26 protein-coding genes and 3 pseudogenes are annotated in these 23,237 nt (G+C 50.9%); 19 read left to right on the top strand and 10 right to left on the bottom strand.

All coding sequences use genetic code 11. From position 1 onward, the window contains the following. Positions 1–13: 13 nt before the first annotated feature. Together PYCH_RS10165 and PYCH_RS09805 are read left to right on the top strand one after the other, a co-directional pair. Positions 14–106, top strand: a pseudogene (locus PYCH_RS10165) (SAM-dependent tRNA/rRNA cytosine-C5 methylase); the annotation flags it as partial. A gap of 56 nt (positions 107–162) precedes the next feature. Continuing rightward, positions 163–459 carry a hypothetical protein gene (locus PYCH_RS09805; RefSeq protein ID WP_148236203.1) on the top strand — a complete coding sequence of 99 codons (297 nt, stop codon included), beginning with the start codon at positions 163–165 and terminating at the stop codon, positions 457–459. Here the strand turns inward: PYCH_RS09805 and PYCH_RS06210 are convergent. Continuing rightward, complete coding sequence (locus PYCH_RS06210) at positions 444–1,439, bottom strand: sugar phosphate nucleotidyltransferase (protein ID WP_013905993.1); 996 nt, start codon at positions 1,437–1,439, stop codon at positions 444–446. The genes PYCH_RS09805 and PYCH_RS06210 overlap by 16 nt on opposite strands. Positions 1,440–1,558: 119 nt before the next feature. On the opposite strand from PYCH_RS06210, the gene PYCH_RS06205 reads away from it, so the two are divergent. Then, entirely contained in the window at positions 1,559–2,872 is a 1,314-nt protein-coding gene (locus PYCH_RS06205) for an ATP-binding protein (protein WP_013905992.1), read from the top strand. On the opposite strand, the gene PYCH_RS06200 is transcribed toward PYCH_RS06205, so the two are convergent. Further along, the gene (locus tag PYCH_RS06200; RefSeq protein ID WP_013905991.1) at positions 2,869–3,816 is read right to left on the bottom strand and encodes an NAD-dependent epimerase/dehydratase family protein; all 948 of its coding nucleotides are present in this window, start codon (positions 3,814–3,816) and stop codon (positions 2,869–2,871) included. The two genes, PYCH_RS06205 and PYCH_RS06200, sit on opposite strands and share 4 nt — an antisense overlap. Before the next feature lie 49 nt (positions 3,817–3,865). Beyond that, a complete protein-coding gene (locus tag PYCH_RS06195; protein ID WP_013905990.1) occupies positions 3,866–4,804 on the bottom strand; it encodes a serine/threonine-protein kinase RIO2 in 939 nt (312 codons plus the stop codon). A 67-nt stretch (positions 4,805–4,871) separates the two neighbouring features. Here PYCH_RS06195 and PYCH_RS06190 point away from each other — a divergent pair, with 67 nt between their 5' ends. Next, the gene (locus tag PYCH_RS06190; RefSeq protein ID WP_013905989.1) at positions 4,872–5,927 is read left to right on the top strand and encodes a DUF835 domain-containing protein; all 1,056 of its coding nucleotides are present in this window, start codon (positions 4,872–4,874) and stop codon (positions 5,925–5,927) included. Between the two features lie 68 nt (positions 5,928–5,995). On the opposite strand, the gene PYCH_RS06185 is transcribed toward PYCH_RS06190, so the two are convergent. The 3 genes and pseudogenes from PYCH_RS06185 to PYCH_RS06175 form a co-directional block, all read right to left on the bottom strand. Then, complete coding sequence (locus PYCH_RS06185; RefSeq protein ID WP_013905988.1) at positions 5,996–6,568, bottom strand: AAA family ATPase; 573 nt, start codon at positions 6,566–6,568, stop codon at positions 5,996–5,998. Continuing rightward, complete coding sequence (locus PYCH_RS06180; protein ID WP_013905987.1) at positions 6,565–7,365, bottom strand: hypothetical protein; 801 nt, start codon at positions 7,363–7,365, stop codon at positions 6,565–6,567. Before PYCH_RS06180 ends, PYCH_RS06185 begins: the two co-directional genes overlap by 4 nt. Positions 7,366–7,443: 78 nt before the next feature. Continuing rightward, a pseudogene (locus tag PYCH_RS06175) lies at positions 7,444–9,050 on the bottom strand (B12-binding domain-containing radical SAM protein). Positions 9,051–9,158: 108 nt separating this feature from the next. On the opposite strand from PYCH_RS06175, the gene PYCH_RS06170 reads away from it, so the two are divergent. The 4 genes from PYCH_RS06170 to PYCH_RS06155 all read left to right on the top strand — a co-directional run bounded on the left by PYCH_RS06170 (position 9,159) and on the right by PYCH_RS06155 (position 11,420). Beyond that, entirely contained in the window at positions 9,159–9,770 is a 612-nt protein-coding gene (locus tag PYCH_RS06170; RefSeq protein WP_013905986.1) for an METTL5 family protein, read from the top strand. A gap of 98 nt (positions 9,771–9,868) precedes the next feature. Next, a complete protein-coding gene (locus PYCH_RS06165) occupies positions 9,869–10,120 on the top strand; it encodes a HEAT repeat domain-containing protein (RefSeq protein ID WP_013905985.1) in 252 nt (83 codons plus the stop codon). A gap of 43 nt (positions 10,121–10,163) precedes the next feature. Further along, a complete protein-coding gene (locus tag PYCH_RS06160) occupies positions 10,164–10,748 on the top strand; it encodes a hypothetical protein (RefSeq protein WP_048058245.1) in 585 nt (194 codons plus the stop codon). A 96-nt stretch (positions 10,749–10,844) separates the two neighbouring features. Then, entirely contained in the window at positions 10,845–11,420 is a 576-nt protein-coding gene (locus PYCH_RS06155; RefSeq protein WP_148236202.1) for a HEAT repeat domain-containing protein, read from the top strand. On the opposite strand, the gene PYCH_RS06150 is transcribed toward PYCH_RS06155, so the two are convergent. Further along, entirely contained in the window at positions 11,383–12,471 is a 1,089-nt protein-coding gene (locus tag PYCH_RS06150) for a mechanosensitive ion channel family protein (protein WP_013905984.1), read from the bottom strand. The genes PYCH_RS06155 and PYCH_RS06150 overlap by 38 nt on opposite strands. Positions 12,472–12,473: 2 nt before the next feature. Next, positions 12,474–13,103, bottom strand: a complete 630-nt coding sequence (locus tag PYCH_RS06145) for a DUF432 domain-containing protein (RefSeq protein WP_013905983.1) — start codon at positions 13,101–13,103, stop codon at positions 12,474–12,476. A 74-nt stretch (positions 13,104–13,177) separates the two neighbouring features. Between PYCH_RS06145 and PYCH_RS06140 the strand changes: the two genes are divergently transcribed. Then, entirely contained in the window at positions 13,178–13,711 is a 534-nt protein-coding gene (locus PYCH_RS06140) for a hypothetical protein (protein ID WP_048058243.1), read from the top strand. On the opposite strand, the gene PYCH_RS06135 is transcribed toward PYCH_RS06140, so the two are convergent. Next, entirely contained in the window at positions 13,661–14,917 is a 1,257-nt protein-coding gene (locus tag PYCH_RS06135; RefSeq protein WP_013905982.1) for an outer membrane protein assembly factor BamB family protein, read from the bottom strand. The two genes, PYCH_RS06140 and PYCH_RS06135, sit on opposite strands and share 51 nt — an antisense overlap. 59 nt (positions 14,918–14,976) lie before the next feature. Between PYCH_RS06135 and PYCH_RS06130 the strand changes: the two genes are divergently transcribed. Next, complete coding sequence (locus tag PYCH_RS06130) at positions 14,977–15,726, top strand: PH0542 domain-containing protein (RefSeq protein ID WP_013905981.1); 750 nt, start codon at positions 14,977–14,979, stop codon at positions 15,724–15,726. Here the strand turns inward: PYCH_RS06130 and PYCH_RS06125 are convergent. After that, positions 15,698–16,696: a hypothetical protein gene (locus PYCH_RS06125; protein WP_013905980.1), complete on the bottom strand. Its 999-nt coding sequence runs from the start codon at positions 16,694–16,696 to the stop codon at positions 15,698–15,700. The two genes, PYCH_RS06130 and PYCH_RS06125, sit on opposite strands and share 29 nt — an antisense overlap. A gap of 206 nt (positions 16,697–16,902) precedes the next feature. On the opposite strand from PYCH_RS06125, the gene PYCH_RS06120 reads away from it, so the two are divergent. The 9 genes and pseudogenes from PYCH_RS06120 to PYCH_RS06080 all read left to right on the top strand — a co-directional run bounded on the left by PYCH_RS06120 (position 16,903) and on the right by PYCH_RS06080 (position 23,230). Beyond that, the gene (locus PYCH_RS06120; protein WP_013905979.1) at positions 16,903–17,229 is read left to right on the top strand and encodes a helix-turn-helix domain-containing protein; all 327 of its coding nucleotides are present in this window, start codon (positions 16,903–16,905) and stop codon (positions 17,227–17,229) included. A gap of 11 nt (positions 17,230–17,240) precedes the next feature. Continuing rightward, positions 17,241–18,206, top strand: coding sequence for a class I SAM-dependent methyltransferase (locus tag PYCH_RS06115; protein ID WP_013905978.1), 966 nt, complete (start codon positions 17,241–17,243; stop codon positions 18,204–18,206). Between the two features lie 155 nt (positions 18,207–18,361). Then, positions 18,362–19,030 (top strand): flagellin, encoded by a 669-nt coding sequence (locus PYCH_RS06110; RefSeq protein WP_013905977.1) that lies wholly within the window; start codon positions 18,362–18,364, stop codon positions 19,028–19,030. A gap of 69 nt (positions 19,031–19,099) precedes the next feature. Further along, on the top strand, positions 19,100–19,756 hold the full coding sequence (locus tag PYCH_RS06105; protein ID WP_013905976.1) for a flagellin: 657 nt from the start codon (positions 19,100–19,102) through the stop codon (positions 19,754–19,756). A 10-nt stretch (positions 19,757–19,766) separates the two neighbouring features. Then, on the top strand, positions 19,767–20,546 hold the full coding sequence (locus PYCH_RS06100; RefSeq protein ID WP_013905975.1) for a flagellin: 780 nt from the start codon (positions 19,767–19,769) through the stop codon (positions 20,544–20,546). A gap of 11 nt (positions 20,547–20,557) precedes the next feature. Beyond that, positions 20,558–21,042, top strand: a pseudogene (locus tag PYCH_RS06095) (flagella accessory protein C). Between the two features lie 3 nt (positions 21,043–21,045). Continuing rightward, positions 21,046–22,266, top strand: a complete 1,221-nt coding sequence (locus tag PYCH_RS06090; RefSeq protein ID WP_013905972.1) for a FlaD/FlaE family flagellar protein — start codon at positions 21,046–21,048, stop codon at positions 22,264–22,266. Between the two features lie 23 nt (positions 22,267–22,289). Then, positions 22,290–22,757, top strand: a complete 468-nt coding sequence (locus PYCH_RS06085; RefSeq protein WP_048058242.1) for a flagellar protein — start codon at positions 22,290–22,292, stop codon at positions 22,755–22,757. Beyond that, a complete protein-coding gene (locus tag PYCH_RS06080; RefSeq protein WP_013905971.1) occupies positions 22,757–23,230 on the top strand; it encodes a flagellar protein G in 474 nt (157 codons plus the stop codon). The genes PYCH_RS06085 and PYCH_RS06080 overlap by 1 nt, the downstream gene beginning before the upstream one ends. The last annotated feature ends 7 nt before the right edge of the window (positions 23,231–23,237 follow it).

The following is a 23,237-nucleotide window of genomic DNA, read 5'->3' as shown; positions in this document are numbered from 1 at the left end:
TTATCATCATCTCTCGATAACCTCCACCCCCGAATACCTCAGCAGTCTCCTCTACATTCAGGAAGCGAGCTCGATGTATCCTCCGGTGGCTCTGGTGCCGATGCCTGTGAGTTACCGATATAGCAACCGCCCTCGGTAGGAAGATACCTCGCGGAATCTCTAGTGAAGCAGGTTCTTGTCGGGAAAGAGTTCTACGGGACGATGGTTCTTGAAATACCAACGAAGCAGAGAATAGAGTATTACAGGGACGTGGAAACGAGAGGGCTTGCGCTTGTGACCTCCGAGGCAGAAAATCGAGCTAAATATTCAGAAATCTTAGAAACCATTCTGGTTAGCCCAAAAGTATTTAAAAATTACGGAAAACAAAAATGCCAAATTTCACGCCTTTTACTACCTACGGAACAGCCCAGTGGAACCCCTCACCCTTCAGGGCGAGAAGAAGGTCAGTCCCCCCGCTGAATCTTCGCATGCCCGCCGACGAGGCTCTTCTTGAGCTCAAGATTCCTTATCTCACAACGCTCGTCAATTATGGAGCGCCAGATTGTGGAATTCCTTATTATCGTTCCCCTAAAGATTATGGAGTCACTTATGTCCGAATTCTCTATAACGCAGTCCTCCCCGATGTAGACGTAGGGCCCGATTATGGAACGGCCAAGTATCTTCGCCCCCCGCTTTATCACAACTGGGGGAATTATCTTTGCGTAGGGGCTTATCTGAATCTCCTCGATGTAGCTCTCCTTCATGAGGGTCTTCATGGCCTCGATGTAGCTGTCTGCACTTCCAATGTCGTACCAGTAGTCGTCGAACTTATAAGCCTTTATCTCTACGCCTCTCTTCAGGAGCCACTGGAGAAAGTAGCCGGGCGAGTCCCTATTCCCCTCCCTAAGGTAATCTTCCAAGAGCTCCATGACATCCTCGGGGAATATATAGAGGCCTGTGCTTACCAGGGTCGACTTAGGCGTCGCAGGCTTCTCCTCAAAGTCTATCACCCTATCTCCCTCGAGCAGAACAACACCGTACCTCTTCGCGAGCTTGAGGTCGCCCACATCGTAGACTGCTATTATGGTCTTTCCCTCATAGCGATTAAGAAAGTCCCTGAGGGAGAAGGAGAATATGTTATCACCGGCTATGACGAGGTAATCATCAGAGCCTAACTTCTCCGCGATATACCTCAGGGCACCCATCGTTCCCAGCTTTTCCTCTTCGGTTAGGGTATCCTCAATGATAAGCTCAATGCCCCGTTCTTTGGCCCATTCCTCGAATTGTCGCGCGAAGAACCGGTTAGTTGAAACGTAAACATCGAGGTCAAGCTCCTTGACCTTATCAAGTATATAATCTATTATCAACCTCTCCCCTACGGGGAGAAGGGGCTTGGGCTTTGACTTCGTTATGGGCCAAAGCCTCGTGGCATAGCCGCCTGCCATTATAACGACTTTCATGAGCGCCCCCTCTCAGACTGAGCGCTTCAAACCCTTATTATTTTTTGCGGGTGCGTTAAGTGAGGGTGTTCCCGAGGCTACCAAATAGTTTTTAAGTTCTTGGTAATTCAAATACCAACATGATTGAACAGTTCAATCCATGGTGGAGAGGGGCAGAGTTCATTCGAGAGGACGAGGACTACCGCAAATGGGAGGAAGCCAAGGTCAAATGGGTGCCCCGGGCAATTGAAGAAATATCCCTCGAGCCATTCTCCCTGAACTTCGTGTTCGGTCCGAGGCAGGTAGGCAAAACAACGCTCCTCAAGCTTCTTATAAAGAAGCTTCTTGACGAAGGCGTTCCTCCAACGGCGATATTCTACCTCCGGGCAGACTATCTGAGCGACTACAAGGAGCTAATGGAAGTCCTGGATGAATACATGCAGTTCCGCAAAGTTGAGGGCATTGAGAGGTCTTACATTTTCCTCGACGAGATAACGTTTCCAAGAGAATGGTTCAGGGCAATAAAGCTGTATATTGATATGGGAAAGTTCAGGAATGACGTCCTAATTCTAACTGGCTCCACAAGTATGTACGTTAAGGGAGAGGTTGAAACATTCCCGGGCAGGAGAGGCATGGGAAGAGACATCATAATGTATCCCCTTAGCTTTCGAGAATTCCTAAAGGTTGCGGCACCTGAAATTTATTCAAAGCTTCCAACCGTTGACCCAAACGGGGACGTATCAAAATGCCTAAGACTTCTCCCCTGGAAGGACAGGCTTTACGAGATGTTCATGCTTTACCTAAGGAGTGGGGGCTTTCCTAGGGTCGTAAGGGAGATCCTTGAGAGGGGGAGCGTCAGCAGAGAGTCATATGACATATATATCTCGTGGATAAGGGGAGATCTGCTGAGGGCCGGAAAGAGCGAAGGCGTCGCCAGAGGGATTATAAAGGCCCTCCTCAACAGAGTGCCCTCTCCCGTTGGGTGGAACACAATCGCAAAAGAAGTTGAGATCGGCTCCCACAAGACCGTGTTCAGCTATATTGAGTTCTTTGAAAGGAACTTTGTCGTTAGAGTTCTACCCTACTTTAGCCCGAACACCCTCGAACCAGACTTCAAAAAAGAGAAAAAAATACATTTCACGGACCCCTTCCTGTACAGCATGTTTTCATGGTGGTGCCTGGTTGAGGAACCTGATGAGAGCGCAGTCGTTGAAGGCATTGTGGCCACACATCTCGCCCGAAAGTGGAGCGTTGGTTACTGGAGAAATGGGAGTGAAATTGACGTTGTAACGAGGGCTGGAGTGGGATTTGAAGTTAAATGGCAGGAAAAAGCCCAGCCATCAAAGGTTAGGGTTGGGAAAATAAGGAAGGTCGTAACACTCACTAAGCACGAGTTCCGGAAGAGTCCGCTCATGATTCCCGTGCACGTTTTTTTGGCATGCTTGGATGTCTAACCTTTTAAAAGCTCCTTCACGGTCTTTCTTACGGCCTCCCTGCTACTCATCCTCGGCCTCCAGCCTGTTCTCTTGGCCTTCTCTATGCTGAGGAGCATGAACTTGACGTCCCCCTTCCAGCCCCTCCCTCCGTCAACTCCGCCCGTGAACTTGAAGACCGGTCTAAGGCCCATTTCCTCACTCACTATCTCCGCTATCTCCCTAACGGTTATCCAGTCCTCGTTCCCGAGGTTGTAGACGTCGTAGACCTTATCCTCCTTTCTGAAGTGTTCGAATATATGGAGCATGCCCTCGATAGTGTCGCTCACGTGGAGGTAGCTCTTCCTCTGCGTACCATCTCCAAGTATCTCGAGCTCCTCTGGATTTCTCCTGAGCTTGTTTATGAAGTCGTAGATGACGCCGTGGTTCGATCTCTCGCCGATTATGTTCGCAAGCCTGAAGACCAACGCCTTAAAATCGAATATGTGAGCGTAGCCGCTTATCAGTGCCTCAGCCGCGAGCTTGGCCCCTCCATAGACGCTTATTGGCTCAAGCCATGCAGTCTCAGGCGTTGGAAGGACTTTGGCATCTCCATAGACGGTCGAGGAGCTCGTGAAGACGAGGAACTTGACGTTTGAATCTCTAATCGCCTGGAGGAGGTTGTAGGTTATGAGCACGTTGGTTTCATAGAGGAGCACTGGGCTCTGGGAGCTTATCCTTACCTCGGGGTTCGCGGCCAGGTGAAAGATGACGTCAACGTCCTCGACGGCTTCCCTCACGATTTCAGGGTTCCTCATGTCACCCCTCACGAACTCAAAGCGGTTGTGGTTGAGCCATCTTCGAATGTTCTCGAGCCGTCCAGCACTTAAATCGTCCAGAACCCTTACCCTGTGCCCCTCCTCCATGAGTCTGTCCACGAGGTGGGAGCCAATGAATCCCGCACCCCCCGTAACGAGAACTCTCATTCTGGACCCTCCGCCCAGAATTGGACCGTAGATTATAAGGCGTTTTCTCTCACTTCTCAGAATCAACCTCCCCCCTTCCCTTCAGCCAGGCCTCGTAGAACCTCGGCCATTCCTTCTCAAAATCTCTCTTAACGCCCCATCTCCTCCTGAAGGCGTTAAGGAGAACGGATATATCCCTTTTCAGCAGGGCAAGGCTCTCGGGATGGGCGGCGCTCAGGTACTGGGCCCAGTCTATTATTAGGATATCCCCATCCTCAGTCAGGACGACGTTGAACTCGCTCATGTCCGAGTGAACGATTCCGAAGCGAACTATCTTCTCGTACTCATCCAGGACCTTTCCCAGTATCTCCTCAGCTTCTTCCTTAGTCAGGTCCGTGTCCCTCAGCTCCGCCAGCTCCACGCCGCTTATGAACTCCATGACTATGGCATGCCTGTTCCAGGCTATTGGCTTTGGAACCTTTGCGAAGGGGCTCAGCAGGGTGAGGGCCTCATGCTCTCTCTTCGCTATAAGCCTCGAAACATAAAGCCAGCTCTTGTGGTGCTTGTCCGCGAAGACGTGGCCATGGTAGCCGGCCCTTCTCGCGCTCGTCCTTTCTCCGATTCGGTTAAATTTCACCGCAACCTTCTCCCCACTAGGTGTGAGGGCCACGTAAACATCGGCATCTTTTCCGACTCCTATCTGCGTCGTGCTTATGGCCTCTATGACGCCTTTCTTAGCGAAGGCTCTTATGGCGAGAGCGTCGTAGCCGTGGATCGTTAGCTGGTAGCCTATGTAACCTATGTCGCTCCTTCTAACAACAAGGCCCCAATTATCCAGGCGGCCAAGTCTGTGGCTGGCACTCTCGACGTCCATGCGGGCAAACCTCGCTATGTCCTCGAGGGGGACCCATCTGTGGTACCTCATGTTAAGCTCCACTGCCCTGAGTAGCCGGAAGTCTATGTCCTTGAGCTTTGGATAGGCTTCGAGGGCAAGTAGCTTGCTAACCATCGGCAAAGTTATTCGAGAGATAATTTATAAAATCTTAGCACAAGAGATAAAGTATAAGGTGTGGCATATGCTGTGGCAAACCATCGATATAATTCGCATGATAACGTTCATTGTCAAAGTTAGTGCCGCCGCGTACATCTTCCATGTCTACTTTAAGACGGGTCGTCGCTCTGCTTTCGTAATGGCCCTCGCTTTGATAACCTATGCCATTCATACGCTCTTCGATATTCTTCAGATCCCAACGTTAGGTGTCATCTTTGTGGCCATAACATCCTCGTTGTTCTTGCTGACCTCCATCTTGCTGCTCGGAGAAGATGATGTTCTTCCAACTTCCAAGCTCCTTGGAATTCTTCCCCTTACGCCCCTCATTCTGACCCTGTATTCTCTCCTCTTAGGTTTCCATTCAAGTAACTTGGAGGCTGTTATGGTGGGTACGGGCTATGGGATATCTGGCTTCTTCACGTTCCTTGCTGGCCTCTTTCTCCTCCGCCTTAGGGATATATACAGGAAAGATTCAATGCTTCTCATCTTATCATTATCCTTAATTGGCCTGCACGAGATGGACTATCCGTTTCTTAGGCCTGTTGAGTGGTTTGCCCCCATAGGCTTTACAATAGCAACAGTTCTAGTGTTTACCCTCGTGTATGGTGTCATCAGATTTGTGAGGAGCGAAGAATACTTCAAGATCAGGTCACAAGCCCCGACCGGAGTCCAGAAGGGTCCGATGATAATTAATGTGGAAGATTTTCAAACAAGCGTGCTTCCCAAGATAGCTAACGTTCAAGCACTTGCTTTCCTGAGAAACATTGACGGTTCGCCCTCTTGGCATGTCTACTTCGTTACTCAAGCTCTCGCCGAACACGATAGGAACATCGGACCCACGAATCTCCCGAGGATGCTGGAACTAACTCGGAAATATCTCTCTGCCTTTGAAGGAGGTGTTGTAATCCTAGATTGCCCCGAGTACTTGGCCCTATATAACGGCTTTGATGCTCTGCTGAAGTTCTTAGCAACTCTCAGGGATATGACTCTCATGAGAGACGGGACGCTGATAGTAGTCACGGATAGGAGCGCTTGGGACGAGAAGCAATGGAAGCTTCTTCAGAAGGTTGTAGGGGGATAATGTGCCCTCCCCGACCGCCCCCCGGTCACCTTTCGCGGGGGTGTGAGGGGGGAGGGCGTAGGATTGTCTCACCGAACCTTTAAATTGATTATCCTCATAACCTTCTCCCGGAGCTCCTCGAGGGTGCCCTCGTTGACTATGACGTAATCCGCGAGGGCCTTGAGCTCGCTCGTGCGGTAAAGTCTCTCTTCAATCTCGTCGAACCTCTTTAAATCGTCGAGCGTCCTTATTTCCCTATCCTTATCGGCTCCCCTTCTCCTGAGCCGCTCGAATCTTATCTCAGGCCGAGCCTCCACGTAAATAACTATGCCTCCCCTCCGCTTTATGGCCTCTACCTCACCCCTTGACCTAACGCCGTCTATGACGACGTTCTCGCACTCCCTCGTCCTGTCAAGGGAGAGGCGAATGAGCACGTCCTCCCCGTACTTCTCCTTCAGCAGACGGCCAAGCTCTATCAGGGTCTCTCTCGTCGGTTCTCCCTTTATGGGCACCTCGGGAACCCACGTGTAGCGCCAGATTTTTCCCTTCAGCAGGTCCACGAGCGGATCGCTGCAGCTCACTCGACAAAATCCGATTTCCTCAAGGAACTTTGCTACAGTCGTCTTTCCGGCCGCTATCTTCCCAACGATGCCGATTATCACCGCCTCCACCCCCACCTTATTATCCTGGCCCCGTCCGTGGCCTCCATGAGCCCCTCGGAAACCATCGAGACCACGTAGTCAACGAGATCTTCCCTATCAAAAACAGCCGGCCTTGACTCCCCGAACATGTACTTGAGTTCGAAGTAGTTTATCCTAAGGAAGCGGATGGGATTGAGCAGAATTACATCCCTTTCGGCTTTAGCGGGAAACGTGAATTCCGCAAGCACGAGCCCAACGTCCTTGCCGAGCTCCGCCAAAAAGTGAGGGTCGGGAAAGAGGATCTCCCTCCAAGGCCTGTCCACTGGTATGAACTCCATCCGTGGAAAAGAGTAGCGAACACCGTAGACGATAGGCTGAAGGCCAAAGTTCTTCGCGAGGCCAATAAGGGCATGAGCGTTGAAGCCAAGGAAGACGAGAGCTTTACCAGATCCTCTGAGGGGTGGCCACTTCCTCGGGGGAAAAGAGAACTCGGCCTCTATTATTGGGAGCAAGAAGTCAAGGCCGTGCTCCTCGGCGAACCGCTTACTTTCTTCAAGTCGCATCCTCTTTAGGAGGATGTCAAGAGTCGTGTAAACGCTCACGAGCTTCACGCCGAGCCTCTCCTTGAGTTTCCCTATCACGAGGCTGCTCCCTATAACGACGCTTTTGTCTGTCCTGTCGTGGGCTATTATGAAAAGCTTGTCTCCTTCCGGATCGTAGCGAACCTCATCTATTTCGAAGGGTGGCGTTGGAAGGCCGTGCTCCCTCCTTATCTCGACGATGAGCTCGATTATCTCTTCGGGCGTGAAGCGCGGCATGGCTGGAAGTGGGCGGCTAAGGTTAAAAATGAATCGCCAAGTGTAATCCATAGAGTATGGGTGTTGAGCTTTGTAAGTTCAGAACGCCTCGGCCAGGTTTGGTTTATCCCACCATCTGTGCCCGTTCACCTCAATCCTAATGTCGAGGGGCTCCAGCCTCTTCACCTCGAACCCTCTCTTTTTGCCCCACTTCTCTATCTGCCTAAGCACGATCCTTGTCCCGAGCCTCGCCAATGGGTAGAAGGGTATCAGGAAAGGATTCCCCCTCATGACCTTGGGAAGGCTCTTGGTAACCTCTCGCATCATGTGCTTCCACGCGTAGTAGAGATGGAGGAAATGGCCGTAGGTTATCATGTCCTCTATCCTATAGAACTCCTCGCCCTTTAGCAGACCCATGGGAACAAAGGCCAGGGGTGTGACCGTGAAGTGAGCCCTGCTACCAAGCTTCTCTTCGAGTTCCCTCTCCATCGTGATTATTAGCTGGGCGGTCATTATCTCGTCCTCATCCGTATCCCCAGGAAGACCGAGTATCGTGGTGTAGGCCGGGAACCAGTAGTTCTCGTTAAAGACATATGTGCCGTTGAGCACGACCCAAGGCCATTCATCGGGTGAGAAGGGCTTAGTCTTGTTGTTCATGTACCTGCCCATTAATAGCGGAGAGGCAGTTTCGAGGCCCACTTGAATCCCAATCCAGTGGTAAGGGCCACCATTAACAATATCTGAAATTGCCTCAATCATTCCCGGGTTCGCGAGAGCAGCTGCAACACTCCCGTGCGTCGGGTTAACGTTCTTCGTGTACTTGGCCGCGGTCTCGAAGAGCTCGACCACGGCCTCGGCGTTCGGGTAGAAGTTCTTCCTGTCCTCGACCCGGTATAGGAAAACGTCCTCACCATGAAGCCAGGCATGGTCTATTCCTGCCCGAACGTTCAGCCGTATCTCGCTTTCAATAGTCTCCAGGGAAATATAGCGAGCCACCCTCAGGTTCGGCTCGCAGAAGTGGCAACCGCGGCCGCAACCACGCATGACCTCGACGAGGCCACTGTAGGAAGGCCCAGTTATCGCCGGGATCTCCTCGGCCCTTGGCCATCCCTTCACGTATATCGTCTCGGGGGCTGAGCCACTCTCTATGTCCCGGAAGAGCTCTCCGGCGACGTGATCAACCTCTCCTATCACCACGTGGTCTATACTGAGCTTCTCCCTTTCCTCCCTCCTCATCTCGAGCTGCCAGGCACCTGGTCCGCCCACTACAAGCCTGAACTTTAGCCCTTTGGCTTCCCTGAGGTGGTTTATTCTCTCAACGAGCTCCTTAAACTTGACGGATGTATAGTTCCTCCATTTGCCACCGTTCGTGAACATCATGCTTACGGGGCCGAGGCCAAGTGGGTCCATTTCGTAGAGAGCCACGATGGTCGTCTCAGGTCCTATGAATTGCTCGACCTTGCGCGGATGCGCGACCACAACATCCTCCCGCCTGAACCCTTGGGATAGAAGGGCCGCTTCGACCTTCCTGAGGCCGTAGGGGGCTATGGAGAGAGGCCGTTCTCATCGGGTATCTGGGAGTTTAGGAGCCTGAAGACCCATTTGGGGAGCTTATCGTAGGGAGCACATCCCAAGAAGTCAAGAAGTGGGACGTTGTGATACGTGCTCGTCAGGGTCTCGTCCGTAGTAAGAACTATCCTCGCCACGTTCTTCCCCCCTTCAGCATTATGGTCAGCGGTATGTAAGTAAAGTTGCATATTTAAGAACCTTGTGCTTCAGAGAAACGATAATAGTCTCTACCCCTACTCCGGGGCATGAGGAAGAAGGAGCTTGCGATAATCCTCTCGAAGCTCAAGGGGTTCAGGAGCCCGAAGCCTTGGCTTGAACAGTATAGAACGCCGGGAAACGTTGCGGCGGAGCTCTTGTGGTTAGCCTTCACCCTCGGCGACTTGGAGGGGAAGGTAATCGCCGACCTGGGAGCAGGAACAGGCGTTCTGACAGTTGGAGCCTGCCTTCTCGGGGCCAAGAGGGTTCACGCCGTGGAGGTGGATGGAGACGCCTTGACAGTGCTCAGGGAGAACGTCTCATCCATGGGCTTTGAAGGTTGCGTTCAAGTATTCAAGGGCGACGTCTCTGCCTTTGCTGTCCGGGTGGACACCGTTGTCATGAACCCACCATTTGGGGCCCAAAGAAAAGGAGCAGACAGACCTTTCCTTCTCAAGGCCTTTGAGGTTGCGGACGTCGTTTACTTGATTCATCTTGCCAAACCGGAGGTAAGGCGTTTCATAGAGGCCTTCGTTAGGGACAACGGCTTCCTGATAACCCACAGGCTGACAACTTGGCTCGAGATTCCTGCCCAATTCTTCTTCCATAGGAAGAGGCTGGCTAGGATTGCCGTAGACATTTACCGCTTTGTGAGGGCCTGAACAAAAGGGTTAATAAAACTACATAATGGTATGACGCAATCTTACGAACCCCAAAACTATCACTGGAGGAACTCAAAGAGATAGTCTCGTCCTGGCACGTGGGGGAAGTCGTCAAGCTGGCCTGCTCCAGCGAAGACGTTCTTAGAATGCTCATAGAGCTCGTAAGGGATAAAGACAGGAACGTCCGTATTGGTGCTCTTATGGCCTTAAAGGAGATCCTTTCCACCATGGGAGATCCTGAAAAGCTTTTTGTCGTAAAGGAGAGCCTTGAGGCAATCCTTCTTGCTCGAAATCCCGAGCGTGCTCGCCGGTATGCGTCCTCTCCATACTTCTCCCGTTGTCCGGTCTAAGATAGCCCGTCTAATCTCTTCAAGGGATCCCAGGATAAAAGCTATGGGGCTTAAGCTTCTCCTCAACATGGCGGCTTATGTTAGGGATAAAAAGGCCCTCCTCTTGCTCATAAGGGAATTAACCGACCTCCTGACAAGTGAAGATATACTCCTTCTGGACTTCATCCTGACCATTGTAATGGAATTGACAGAATTTCCACCAACGGAGGAAACAGTCAAAGAATTATCAAGGACACTCACGGCCGTTAAGAACCTTGCACTCTACCACAAGGATCCAACAATTACGAACAAGGCAAAAATGGTGGCAGGGGCTCTCGAAGATTTGCTCCACAAATATTACGTGTCAAACCCGGAAGAGGCCCTTAGGAAAATAAACGGGCTGCTGAAGGATGGGAAATTTGAGGAGGCAATAGACCTTGCCCTGGCAGTTGGTGATAAATACATTCTGAAATGGCTTGCAGGTGAGCTTGAAAATATGGAGAAGGTTCGGCTTCAGATTGGCGAAAGGATAATTCTTGGCCCCGTGTACAAATCTCCGCTCCAGGAAATGTTCGGATCCCGGGAGTTGCATCCTCCTCTCCTGGGGGACTTTAAGCAATCAGAAAAATCAAAGCTCAAGGAATGTTAAAAGATTCAAAAAAGGTTGAGAAGACATTTGTCCGTGTGCTCTCCTCGGGGGACAAAAAAAGAACTCCTTAATTTCGTGAAGGTAAGGCGAGAGATAGTGGTAGAGCTCATAGACATGCTCAATAGCAAGAACATAGAGGATAGGATGGATGCCCTCTGGGCTTTATACGTGCTGTCCAAGGAGTTAAAGCCAGATAACATTTCTCTCCTGAGGCCGGCCATCGGACCGCTCCTTAACATCTTAAGCTCTCAGAACAGATGGGCAAGGGATAGGGCGGCCAAAATCTTGGCGAATATGGTGTTAAGAGCGGACTTCGGAGGGGAAATCCTGGAGGAAATGCTCGAATGGTTGGATTCATCGAATAGAAGTCGCCGACTTGGAGCACTGATATTCTTTGGCTACTACTTTCTCCGTAGGTGGGATGATGATATTGGAACAAAAATCATAGACAGACTGAAAGCGTTCTTAAAAGATAAGGAAACGCGTTTTGATGCCCTTTTAACACTTGAGGCAGTCGTGGGGAGCATTCCCTGTGGAAAAGCACCCCCATTGAAGAACTTAGTTCCCGCCCTGAAGGAACTCAAAGAATCAGAAAGTCCAGAAATAGGTAGGATATGCATCAGAATTCTAGAGGCTATGGCTGAAAAGGACCGTTCGCTGGTTGTGGAGTAGGCTGATCTCTCTCCACCTTGACCCTCAGTTCTTGGGCAAACCAGTTGACCCTCTGCGGGAAGGGTATCTCTATGCCCTCCCTCTCGAGAGCCTCCTTTATTTTCTTGAGAATCTCTGTCCTCACGCTATACCACTTTTCGGCTGGGGCCCACGCCTTGATGGATATGTTAACACTGTTATCTCCGAAGTCTTGGACGAAAACTGCCGGTTCAGGTTCGGCTAGAACGTAGGCCATATCTTCGAGTGTCCTCTTAATGACATCTATCGCTCTATCGATGTCCTCCTTATAGGCTATTCCAACGACGACATCCACTCTCCTAGCCGGGTACTTCATTAGGTTCTTTATCTCGCTGTTGAAGAGCTTCTCGTTAGGTATCCTGACGAGAAGGCCATCCCAGGTCCTTATCCTAGTCGAGAGTATCCTGATGTCGTGGACTATGCCCGAGTAGCCCGCAACCTCAACCGGGTCTCCTATCTTTATCGGCTTGTCGAAGTACATGAATATGCCCGAGATGAAGTTCGCAACAACGGTCTGCGCTGAGAAGCCCAGGACTATACCGGTTATGCCAGCGGCCGCCAGCACCGTTGTGAGCTTGCCCGTGAAGCCCGCTATATTGAGGGCTATAAAAAAGGCGAGTGTGATGAGGATGTAGTAAAAGAGTTTAGCCTTTAACTGGACTTCTGGGCCCTTCCCACCGGCCCTCATGACCCAGTAAGCCTTGGTCTTCTTGCCTATAGCGTGGGCGAAGTAGAAAAAGAGGACGGCCGTTAGGATGTTGCTTAGCTTCGTGCCCGCGACCCCTATGTCGAGGATGCCAAGTTGATCAAGGGAGTATATTATCGCTACGAGAATTACGAGGTTCCTCAGAAGGGAAGCAGTTTCCTCATTGAATATCCAGACGAACTTCGTGTTCCGGGAGAGCTTGAGAATTTGATGCTTTAGCAGGTTGCCGATGATGAGTCCAGCCATTAGGATAGTTATGGATTCAAGGAGGGTTCTGACGGTGATGTTGAATATTATAACTTGGTCAAGAACAACTTCTTCCCACATCCTCACCACCTCATCATGAACTTGAGCTGGTGTCTCTCCTCGCTGGCGGCTTTAAGGCCGGGCAGAGGGGCCTTTCCAGTGTTGACTACCTCCACGTCCTTCTTCAGGGAAACGGTAATCAAGGGATAGTAAGCCTTCTCCCGAGAGTAGAACATGGGTCCCGAGAGTGGGAAGACGACCCTCTCAAGGAGTCTCCAGTCATTCGAGGGGTTTATGACTTTCAGCTTTACGACCCCCGGGTCTGGAGGTTCCTCCCTCCAGAACCTGCTCTTATAATACCTGGCTATGACCCCTGCCTCAAGGGTGCCGTAGAGGGCATACTTTTCCCTGCTAATGGAAAAGCGGTCGATGGAAAGGTTTTCGACCTTCACTTCCACTTCCACTGGAGCCGAAAGGAAGCCTTCAACATTCCCGCCTGGCGGGACCGCCAGGGGCTCTGCGAGCCTTATCATGAGGAGCTTGACCCCGTAACCGACGGCAGGAGCAGGGAGGATTCGGAGCACCTCTCCACCCACTATAATTCTCTCCACGTCTCCCCTCCTGTACCTGTAGAACTCACCCTCCTTCTCCAGCATTATCGTCTCGCCGGGCAGCTCTATCGAGCCTTCCCTTAGTTCGTGCTCTCCGAACATGAAAGATGATTTTGCCTGAACAACTTAAACCTTGCGGGAAACCTTTAAGGGGAGTGTCCGCTCAATCTTCAAGCATGTGGGTTGATGTCCTTACATACTCCCTTTTGAACCCCCCAGCTTTTCCCCGTTTTAGAAGGGCTGGCTTCAGGATAGAGGGTAAACACCTGATATTTGAACTGCGGCCCCAGGGATGCTTGACGCTAGACCTCTCGAAGCTTGAAAAGGTGAGCATAATCGAGTTGGTTAATTTCCAACCCCCGAGAAAGGCTATAAAAATGGAGTTCTCGATAGGGGGCGGTTTTTGTATTCTCGTCTCCGTGGGTAAAAACCCCTTGGCCTACGACAGGAGAGCTCTTCGCTCCCTTCTTGTAGGCGTGTTCTCAAGCCTCCTGGATGGAGTTCCTGTCAAAGCCCAGGGTAAGTCAGGCGTCTTAAGGGTTGTCCCAGTGGAGAACGGGAGGCATGGGGTGGTCCTAATAACTGAGGCCGGTGAGATACTGCCCGTTGGAGAAGATGTAAATGGGCCGGGAAAGATTAAAAAGCTTGTGAGAGAGTTCTTAGAGGCTGAGAGCCTTCTTTCCGAGGGGGAGTGCGAAGAGGGTGAGTAGGACTGTTAGGCCCGGGCCGCACACACCTTTACTTGAGAGCTCCCTTCCATCTAAGACGAAGAAGTCGCCACTTCCCGTCCCCACGACGACGGTATCGCTTTCGATGGCGATGCTCCTAACGTAGCCTAAACTAAGCTCCTTGAGGATTTTTCCGTTCCTTGGGTCAACGACAAAGAGCTCACCAATGTTGTAAACGACCGTTCGGTTGTCCTCCTCCTTGGTCTCGAACTTCCCGGTCCCCACGAGAAGCTTTCCTTCGTACCACTTCACGACTTTCACCCTGTAGGGGAAGTCCCTCTCCCACACCACTCTCCCCGTGTTCAGGTCAACCGCCGCAAGCTTTCCGTTCTCCTCCGCTCCTCCCACGTAGGCCATACCTTTATGTACCTCCACATCCTCCACGAAGAAGAGCTCCCTTTCAAGCAACACATTCCCGTTTCCATCCACAACGAGTAGCTTGCCCTCTCGGCCAAAGCCCGTTCCGACGACCGCTTTTCCATTCCAGAGGTCTATGTCCCTGACCCATTCCCCTAGTGAAACGTTCCAGAGTAGCCTTCCATCTGGATTTATACCGAGGAGCTCGCCGAACCTGTGGCGACTCGTGTAGCCGGAGGGAAATCCGGAGCCCACGTATATCACATCTCCCACTCTGACCCTGTCGGGCATCGTTGAGAGGTTGAGGCTCCAAAGGGCCGGCTTAACGATTGTTCCGTTAGGCAAGAGCCTAACCTTATATATAAAGCCGTAAGGATATGATCTGTTCCCCACCATTCCAACGTCACCGCTGACGAGATAAACCTCATCGCCGTCAACGGAGAAGTCATAGAGCTTGCCCTCCACTAGGAACCTGTCAACGTATCTGCCATTCTCGTCAAACACGACGAGGCCTCCTATGCTCCCCACAAGGATTTTCCCTTCAGGTAGCGGATACAGCTTCATCACGAAGCCTGAGTCATTGGTCCACAGCATCGTTCCGTTGGTAGAGTAGGCTGCCGTCACACCTAGGTAGTAAACGCTTATGAGCCCCGTGCCGTTCACGACCCATTTGTAGGAGCACCCCGCGTATATCGTTCCATTGGATATCGCAACGGCTTCTATTGTCTTTTGATAGGGAACGTCTTCACAGGGACTTCCTTTCCAGAGAATCACATCTTGAGCCATGGCGAACGGTATGAGCAAGAGGATGAGTGCAAGGGCGCGCTTCATTGAATCACCTCCGGTAACCTTTTTAACCGGTGGGGTAATTAAACTTATGTGTGGTTCCTATGGAGGAGGAGCTCGACGTTAGAGAGCTTCTAGCGACGGGAAAGGATCTTGATAGGGTTCTCATTAAGGCAAGGTATGATGAGGAGGTTCTTAAAGAGCTGGTATCATATCTCGACGATGACCTCTGGACGGTCGTGAAAAACGCGATATCCATAATTGTCATTCTTGCTAGGGAGAAGGAGGAGCTTTACAAGCCCCTGATTACAAAGCTCTTCGCCCTTGTGAAAAAGAGCGAGGCGATTCCTCTCACCCAGGAGATAGCTAAGGCCTTCGGCCAGATAGCTAAAGAAAAGCCAGAACTACTCAGGACTATGGTGCCCGTCCTCTTCGCAAACTACCGGATAGGGGATCCAAAGATCAAGGTCAACGTGAGCTACGTCCTCGAGGAGATAGCCCGGGCGAACCCCACGCTCATGGCCGAGATAGCGAGGGACTTTGCTGAGATGCTAACGTCAAGGGCAAGAGAGGATAAGCTCGCTGCCCTCAACTTCATAGCGGCCATGGGGGAGAACGGTTTCCGCTACGTTAGCCCATATCTTCCTCGTATAATCTCTCTGCTCCACGACGAGGATGAGATAGTGCGGGCGAGTGCAGTGGAGGTGCTGGTTCATCTAGGAACCCTTAATGACAAGTTCAGAAAGGTGATTCTCAGGAGATTGGAGGAGTTCGAGGATCCTAGTGAGCTAGTTATGAAGGTCGTCAAGGAGGGCATATCGAAGCTCAGCCTTCTTGAGAAAGCTGGGTCGTGATGAGTCCCTCTTCGATTAGTACCTTGACTGCTTGGTTTATCCTCTCGAGCTCTTTTCTTAGCCTCTCATTTTCCTTCTTCAGCTCCTCGTTTTCCTCCATGAGCTTTTTGACACTCTTTGCTAGTTCCTCCACCTTTGAGCGCGGTATGAATTCCTTTTCAAGGGCCTTTAGGGCATCTTGGACGTTGTAGCGGCCCGTTATCTGGGCAAGCTTTGCCCTTATGGTGGCTACCTCCTCGGCGAGTCTCTTGTACTCATCCACCCTCTTCTCAATCTCCTCAACTTTTTTTGCACCCTCCTGTAGTTTGGACACCTTAGCCGAAAGCTCCCTTATTAGCTTATCCTTTCTTTCCAGCTCTTTCTTTAGCTCGACATTCTCCAAGAGGGCCTTTTCGTACTTCGTTAGTACCTCCCTAATCGCCTCAGGTCCAAATCCTTTGGTGTTAAGCCTTTCCTCAAGCTCTTCTATTTTCTCCTCTACAATCTCCCTGATGAGAGTCTCAGCCTTCTCCTGAAGCTCTTTGATGTATCTCTTCTCAAGTCTCTCAGCAACCTCGAGTGGATATGTTGCCATCTTTTCCTCCAGCTCTGCCAGCCTCGGAAGCATCTTCTCAACGTTTGATATGAGAAGGGTTCTCCTTTCGAGTTCGTCGAGGATGTCCTTTATCTGGGCAATCTCCTTTTCGAGACGTTTGTAGGAGTTATCGGCATCCGTCCTGAGGGCATCGAGTTTGGACGAGAGGGTATAAAGTCTTTCACTTACCATCTCTATCTCGGTGTGGAGTTCCCTTTTTAGGGCCACTATCGCATGGAGAGCGAGGATTGAGTAGTCTCCGAGTCTCTCAGCATCCGCTAGGGAAGCTTTAACGGAGTCCCACTCCCTCAGAGACTTGAGTCCTTCGGCAACATCCGGATACCTATTTTGTATGAAAGACCAACTGAGTCTCTCCTTCTTCTTTCTGCCAAACATTATCCAACCCCATCATAAAATGAACAATCATCTTATTTAAGGATTCCTTGAGGCGACGTGGAAACGCATCAGCGCATAATTATACTTTACTGCCTTGTATTGTATTGGGGAATATTTAAAGTCTTTCCGAAAGTTTTATTAATTCCACAGCTATATAAAATAAGTGGTAAAGATCAGCCAAGAATCAGCAAAGCGGGGGGGGAACAGTGGTTGCAGTGATAGACCCCCACGTCCTGCGTTCACTTCACAGGAGCGAGCTCCGGCGCAGAATACTCCTGTATCTATACGAGATTTATCCTTCTGCCACCTATCTCAGCGAGATAGCTAGGGTAGTAGGTTCCGATCCCTCCAATGTGAGAGGTGCCCTCGTTGGTCTAGGTAACAGGTACAATGGCGAGAGTTCTCTCGTTTACCTTGGTCTCGTCGAGGAAGTTGTGAACAATGGATTTAAGTACTACCGGCTCACAGAATATGGAAAGAAGGTTGTTGAGATGCTTAAGGATTACCAGTCCTATTACAGGAAATTTATGTGAGGGGAGGAGAAATGAGCCGTCGGGAAACGCTTGTAAAGATCGTGGACACGAACATTGACCACATGATAAGCCTTAGCGTCCTACACCTTGCCCAGCTTGGAATAAAATACGGGATATTTAAGGCCGTCGCTAGCAGGCCCAGCTACGGGGAGCTCTTGGCCCAGATAGGTGTCCCTAACAAGCCTCTTCTTATGAAGCTTGTGGAGCATCTGAAGGCCCTGGGTATAATAGAGGAAACGCCTACTAACCTCATCTTGAACGGATTCTCCTACGAGCTTAAATTCCCGAACGAGGATTACCTCCTCTTACTTCCCGACTGGATCCCCATGTTCGAGGAAATATATAAGATGGTCGACTTCGCGCTTATATCACCTCATCACCCCCATGTCCTGATGGACTTTGACAAGGACGCAGACTTCTGGGATATCAGGCTTAGCTCATCCTTCCACTCCTCTTACAGGGAACTAATACTCAGGGTGGGAGGGATAGATAGGGGAGTTGAGGTTCTCGACCTTGGCTGTGGCTCCGTCTCTCCAGCATTTTTCGGCAGGCATGTGGGCGAATCTGGCATTTATGTAGGTGTCGACTACTCTTCGGGTCTGCTCGACATAGCGAGGGCTAGGGTTGAGAAGGAAAACCTTCCTGTAGAGCTAAAGGAGCTTGATGTTGCCGTTATGAAACCTCACAACAGTTATGACGTTGCTATAATGAGCTTCGTCCTTGAGTACATCCAAAACAGGCGTAACGTCCTCGGGAGAGTTTTGGAGAGCCTCAGGGACGGAGGAAGGCTCGTGGTGGTTGACGTCTTCAGGGACGAGTTCAACAACGTGGAGGCCCTCGAGTTCTTTGAAGGCCTTAACGGCGACTTTATAGGATATCCGGCGAAGGCAGAGATTAAGAGGGCGATACTAGAGGAGGGCTTTGACGTGAGCTTTGAGGACGTGGGCAGGAGCGTCCTCCTCGTCAGGAAGCTCTGATCCTTTTTTCTTTAAATTACTTTTTTTCTGCATAAATACCTACATATGCACCTACATATGTAGTTACATTCTTACAAACATTCCCACAAGCAAAAAATCAATTTATATCCAACAGCCCCCAGATATTATTGAAAACCTTCCAAGGGGGTGCGGCCATGGCAAGGAGGGGTGCTGTGGGTATTGGGACCTTGATTGTGTTTATTGCCATGGTGCTAGTGGCGGCAGTGGCTGCGGCAGTGCTCATCAACACCAGCGGCTTCCTCCAGCAGAAGGCTTCCAGCACGGGCAGGCAGACAACCCAAGAAGTAGCCAGCGGAATCAAGGTGATGAGTGTCGTGGGATACAACCCGAACCCAACAGGTGGCTTCAACATTACTAGGCTTGCCATTTACGTCAGCCCGAACGCCGGAAGCTCGGGAATTGACCTCAAGAATACTAAGATAATACTCTCAGACGGCAACGTCGAGGGCATACTATACTACAACGACACCCTTGACACTTACGTAGTTGGCCCGGTTGACAACGTATTCAGTGACACACTCACCGATGCCAATGGGAACACTTTCAACTGGGCACAGTTAACATCGACGACGTTTGGTATCATCGTTATTCAGGACTATGACGGTTCGGTCCAGAAGACTGCTCCAACTCTCAACCAGGGAGACATCGTCGTCCTTGCCGTTCAGGCTGACCAGATATTCACGGGTGGAATTCCAGTTAGGACTAAGATTACTGGTGAGGTCGTTCCGGAATTCGGTGCTCCAGGTGTCATAGACTTCACGACCCCATCCACGTACACCACTAACGTCATCGACCTCCAGTGACTTCTCTTCCCTCTTAATATCTTGGCCCTTTCATTCTTTCTTTAAGATTATTTTTCAGGGGGTGATGGCATGAGGAGGGGAGCAATAGGCATCGGCACGCTCATAGTGTTCATAGCGATGGTGCTCGTTGCTGCAGTGGCGGCGGGCGTTATTATAGGCACCGCCGGCTACCTCCAGCAGAGAGCCCAAGCTACGGGCAGGCAAACAACTCAAGAGGTTGCGAGCGGCATAAAAATAGTCAACGTCTTCGGCTATGTCAATGGGACCCCACCCTCCAATGGCACTATCACCAAGATGGCGATCTTCATCACACCCAACGCGGGCAGTAGTGGCATCGACCTCAGCAACGTCAAAATAGTCATGAGCGACGGCATCAAGCTCGTCGTTTACAACTACAGCGGCATCCTCTACACGGGCAAGATACTAGACCTATTTACGGGAGCCAACGAGACTGCCCAGATATGGGACAACCTCGACGAGGGTACCTTCGCCATAGCTATCATAAACGACATAGGGTCAAAGATGGAAGACAACCACCCGACCCTCGAGTGGGGAGACACGGTCGCCCTACTCATAAAGACTGACGTCTTCGAGTACAGGGGCAGCCTCGGCATTGGACCCTCCACGAAAATCGTCGGCAAGGTCATACCCGAGGCAGGCTCGGCTGGAGTTATAGACTTCACTACACCCCCAACCTTCGGATACAACGTGATAGAACTACAGTGAGGTGGTTGATATGAGGAGGGGTGCGATAGGCATTGGCACGCTCATAGTATTCATAGCGATGGTGCTCGTGGCGGCGGTTGCGGCCGGCGTGCTCATAGCCACGAGCGGTTACCTCCAGCAGAAGGCAATGGCAACCGGCAGGCAGACAACCCAGGAGGTAGCGAGTGGCATAAAGGTCATGAACGTTTATGGGTACATAAATGGCACGGTACCAGCGGGCAGCAATATAACGAGGCTCGTCATATACGTCAGCCCGAATGCTGGAAGCACCGGCGTTGACCTCGCCCACGTCAAGATCGTTATCAGCGACGGGAAGAAAATGGCAGTCTACAGGTACTACGACCCCGAAGAGGACGCGGGCCTTCAGGCGACATACTTCCACTACACGGGCGACCTCCCGGACGTGTTCGCATACAACCTCAGCCTCGAGCCCTATGGAGCCACTACAATTACAGGCTACGTGACCGTGAACAGCGCCTCGGACGTATGGCAGAACCTCTACTACGCCTACAAGAACAGCACCAAACTACTCTTTGGCGTGGCAGTGGTGCAGGATGGAGACGGAAGCCTCAAAGATGTCAACAATCCAACCCTCACCTGGGGCGATATTGCGGCCATAATGATCTGGCTAATGCCCTTCGACAACGACAACACTTACAGCGACGGCAGCTTCGGTTTCATGCCCAGCACAAAGGTCATCGGGAAGGTGATACCTGAAAATGGTGCGGCTGGAGTCATAGACTTTACCACGCCCAGCACCTATACGGACAACATAATGGAGCTACAGTGAGGTGGGGGCCTATGGCCCTTGACTTTCTCTCTGCTATCTTTAAAAAAAGAAAAGGGAAGAGAAGGCAGAGGTTGAGCCCGTTGAGGACGTCATAAACGTTGAGGAGCTCGAGCAAAAGGTGGAGAACAGGGAGCAGGAGGAGCAGATAAACCAGATTATGGAGAGGCTTAACGAAATAGAGAACGACCTTCCGAGGGTTAAGATAAGCATCGACAACATCAAGAAGCAGATGCAGGAGCTTCGTGAAGAGATCGAGAGGCTCGACAAAACTATCAAGGACATAATGATGCTCTATGAAGTAGTTTCCCAAGAGATAAACCCCTTCAAGGAGCAGCTCTCTCAAGAGTCCTCCCTCAGCAGTGAGATTCAGGAGCTCAAGAAGCAGATCGAGGAGCTCAGGATGGAGCTTGCTCAGGTCAAGAACGACATCAAGGTGCTCGCCGGGTATGGTGTTGACATAGACTCAATACTCTACGAGGTGCTGGCTGAGGTGTGAGCCATGGAGATGGGATACGTTACGGATGCTGAAATAAATGCAAAGCTCTCCGAGCTCAAGGGCAAAGTGCCCAGCGTCGTCATCAACGAGCTTAGGGAAAAGCTCATGGCCAAGAAGGATTCCCTAACTCCCCAGCAGCTCGACGAGATAATCAAGAGGGTCCTTGATGCCTATGGAAGTCAGGCAGCAAAGTACGAGCAGATAAGCAAGAGGGTCGATGAGCTCGGCAAGAGGCTGACAGAACTCAGCACTCAGCTTTCCCGCTTGGTCGAAGCCTTGGAAGAAAAGAAGTTCGCAGTTCATGAGAAGAGGGCCGAGAAGATTACCGAGCAGGTTGAAGAGGTGGAGGAGAAGGTTGAGAAGCTTGAGGAGATACTCGAAGGCGGCGAGAAGGAGGAGACCGGTAAGGAGATAGCTGAGAAGATTGAAGGGCTCCACAAGAAGCTTGACGAAATATCGGAAAAGATAGCCGGCGAGAAGCTTGAGGAGGCCAGAAAGAAGGTAGAAGAGCTGGAGGAGAAGTTAGAGAAGGGGGAAGTTGCTGAGGAAGAAGTTCAGGAAGTTGTTCAGGAAATTGAACAGCTTGAGGAGGAAGCCAAGAAGAAGCCTGTCGAGGAAGTATCCGTCGAAATCGAGGAGCTTCCGGAGGAGGAGAAGCCCAAGGTTGAGGAAGTTGTTGAAGAAGTTCCCCCTGAAGAAGAGGTTGTTGAGGAGGTTATTGAGGCTCCCGCTCCTGAAGTTGAGAAAGGAGAGGAGAAAGTTCCCGAAGAGGAAAATGTTGAGGAGGGAGTTAAAATGGCCGAAAAGATGAAGATACCCGAGGACATCGCAAGCATACTCTTCGAGGAGGAGCCCAGGAAAGCAAGACTCGAGGAGATACCGGAGGACCTTGTCTCCATAATGATAGCACTCAAGTGGCTTGGGTTCCTTATCGACAGGGTTGGCATGCAGAACCTTGAGCGCGTCCTAGAGTTCTACTACGACATCGGTTGGATAAGCGAGAAGGTTCTCAATCAGCTCCTCCGCTTTGCCAAGGGTACAAGGCCACACCACCGCGACCCCGAGTGGAGGCCGGCTGAAAAGCTCACCGTCCAGGATCACCTCATAAGTCTGCTCTTCATCGAGAGGCTCAGGGGACTCAGGATAACGAGAGACGTCCTCGACAGGCTTGAAAGAGAAATCAAGATGCTGGAGAAGACGCTCGATGAGTTTTACGGCGTCTGAGCTCTATCAAGGAGGGAGCACCAGTGGGCTTCAGCGTTTCAGCGAGCGCAGCAATAATCTTTATATCTTTTTTACTCGCCCTCGGGGCTCTATACGTAGCCTGGGAAAACTCCTACTCGGAAGTGGTCTCGGCAAAAGATTACTGGTACTCACTAAGACTCTCTCAGATAAATTTCAAGATTGGTAGCATTTCAATACTTCCCTACAATACGACTCACGTAAACTTAACGTTTGTATTTGAAGGCCAGACAATTCCTGGTAATGTTGACATAATATTCAACGGTATCTATTCAAATTCCGTAGATTTTAACTATCTGATACCAGGTGATTCCTACTCACTCCTCTTTCCGGGTGCCGATACTAGTGGCAACTTAAATCACGTAAGCCTAGCTTTCGCGAATGGGTGCCAGCTGATAATAACCTATCACTATAATGGCACTAACTATGTCATCGATTCGAGCTCAACTCAGTGTGTAATGGAGGTGAGCTGATGGCCGCAGGCGGGCCTGTGAGCGAGCTCATAATGTTTATCGTGGCCGTCATCGTCGCCGGCACGGTCGCCGGCGCCTTAGCTTACGTTACCACCGATATAGCTGGAGGTATAAAGGTTAGAGGTGCCTCTCTCGCCGACCAACTTAGAACAGACTTCGCGATAATCAACGATCCGGCGAACATTCCCGTGGAGGGTACTGGCCCTTACAACTACACCTTTTACATTAAGAACATTGGGAGGGTTCCGATATCCTTTACGTCCGAGGCTGTCCAGGTATTTATAGATGGGAATTTAATCCCTCCGGCCAACCTCACATTTATGGATGTTAATGGCAATGTTATAACATCCCTCGACCCCTACGAGGTGGGTGTCATTAAGGTCACACTTGGGACACAACTCTCCGCGGGATATCACAAGCTCGTCGTCGTGCTGGAGAACGGCAAGAAGAGGAGTCTGGTGTTTGAGATCTAAAGAACTC

It is taken from the genome of Pyrococcus yayanosii CH1 (assembly GCF_000215995.1).
Classification (GTDB): Archaea; Methanobacteriota_B; Thermococci; order Thermococcales; family Thermococcaceae; genus Pyrococcus; species Pyrococcus yayanosii.
Note: the sequence above shows the minus strand (reverse complement) of the source record. Positions and strands in the feature narration are given on the sequence as shown.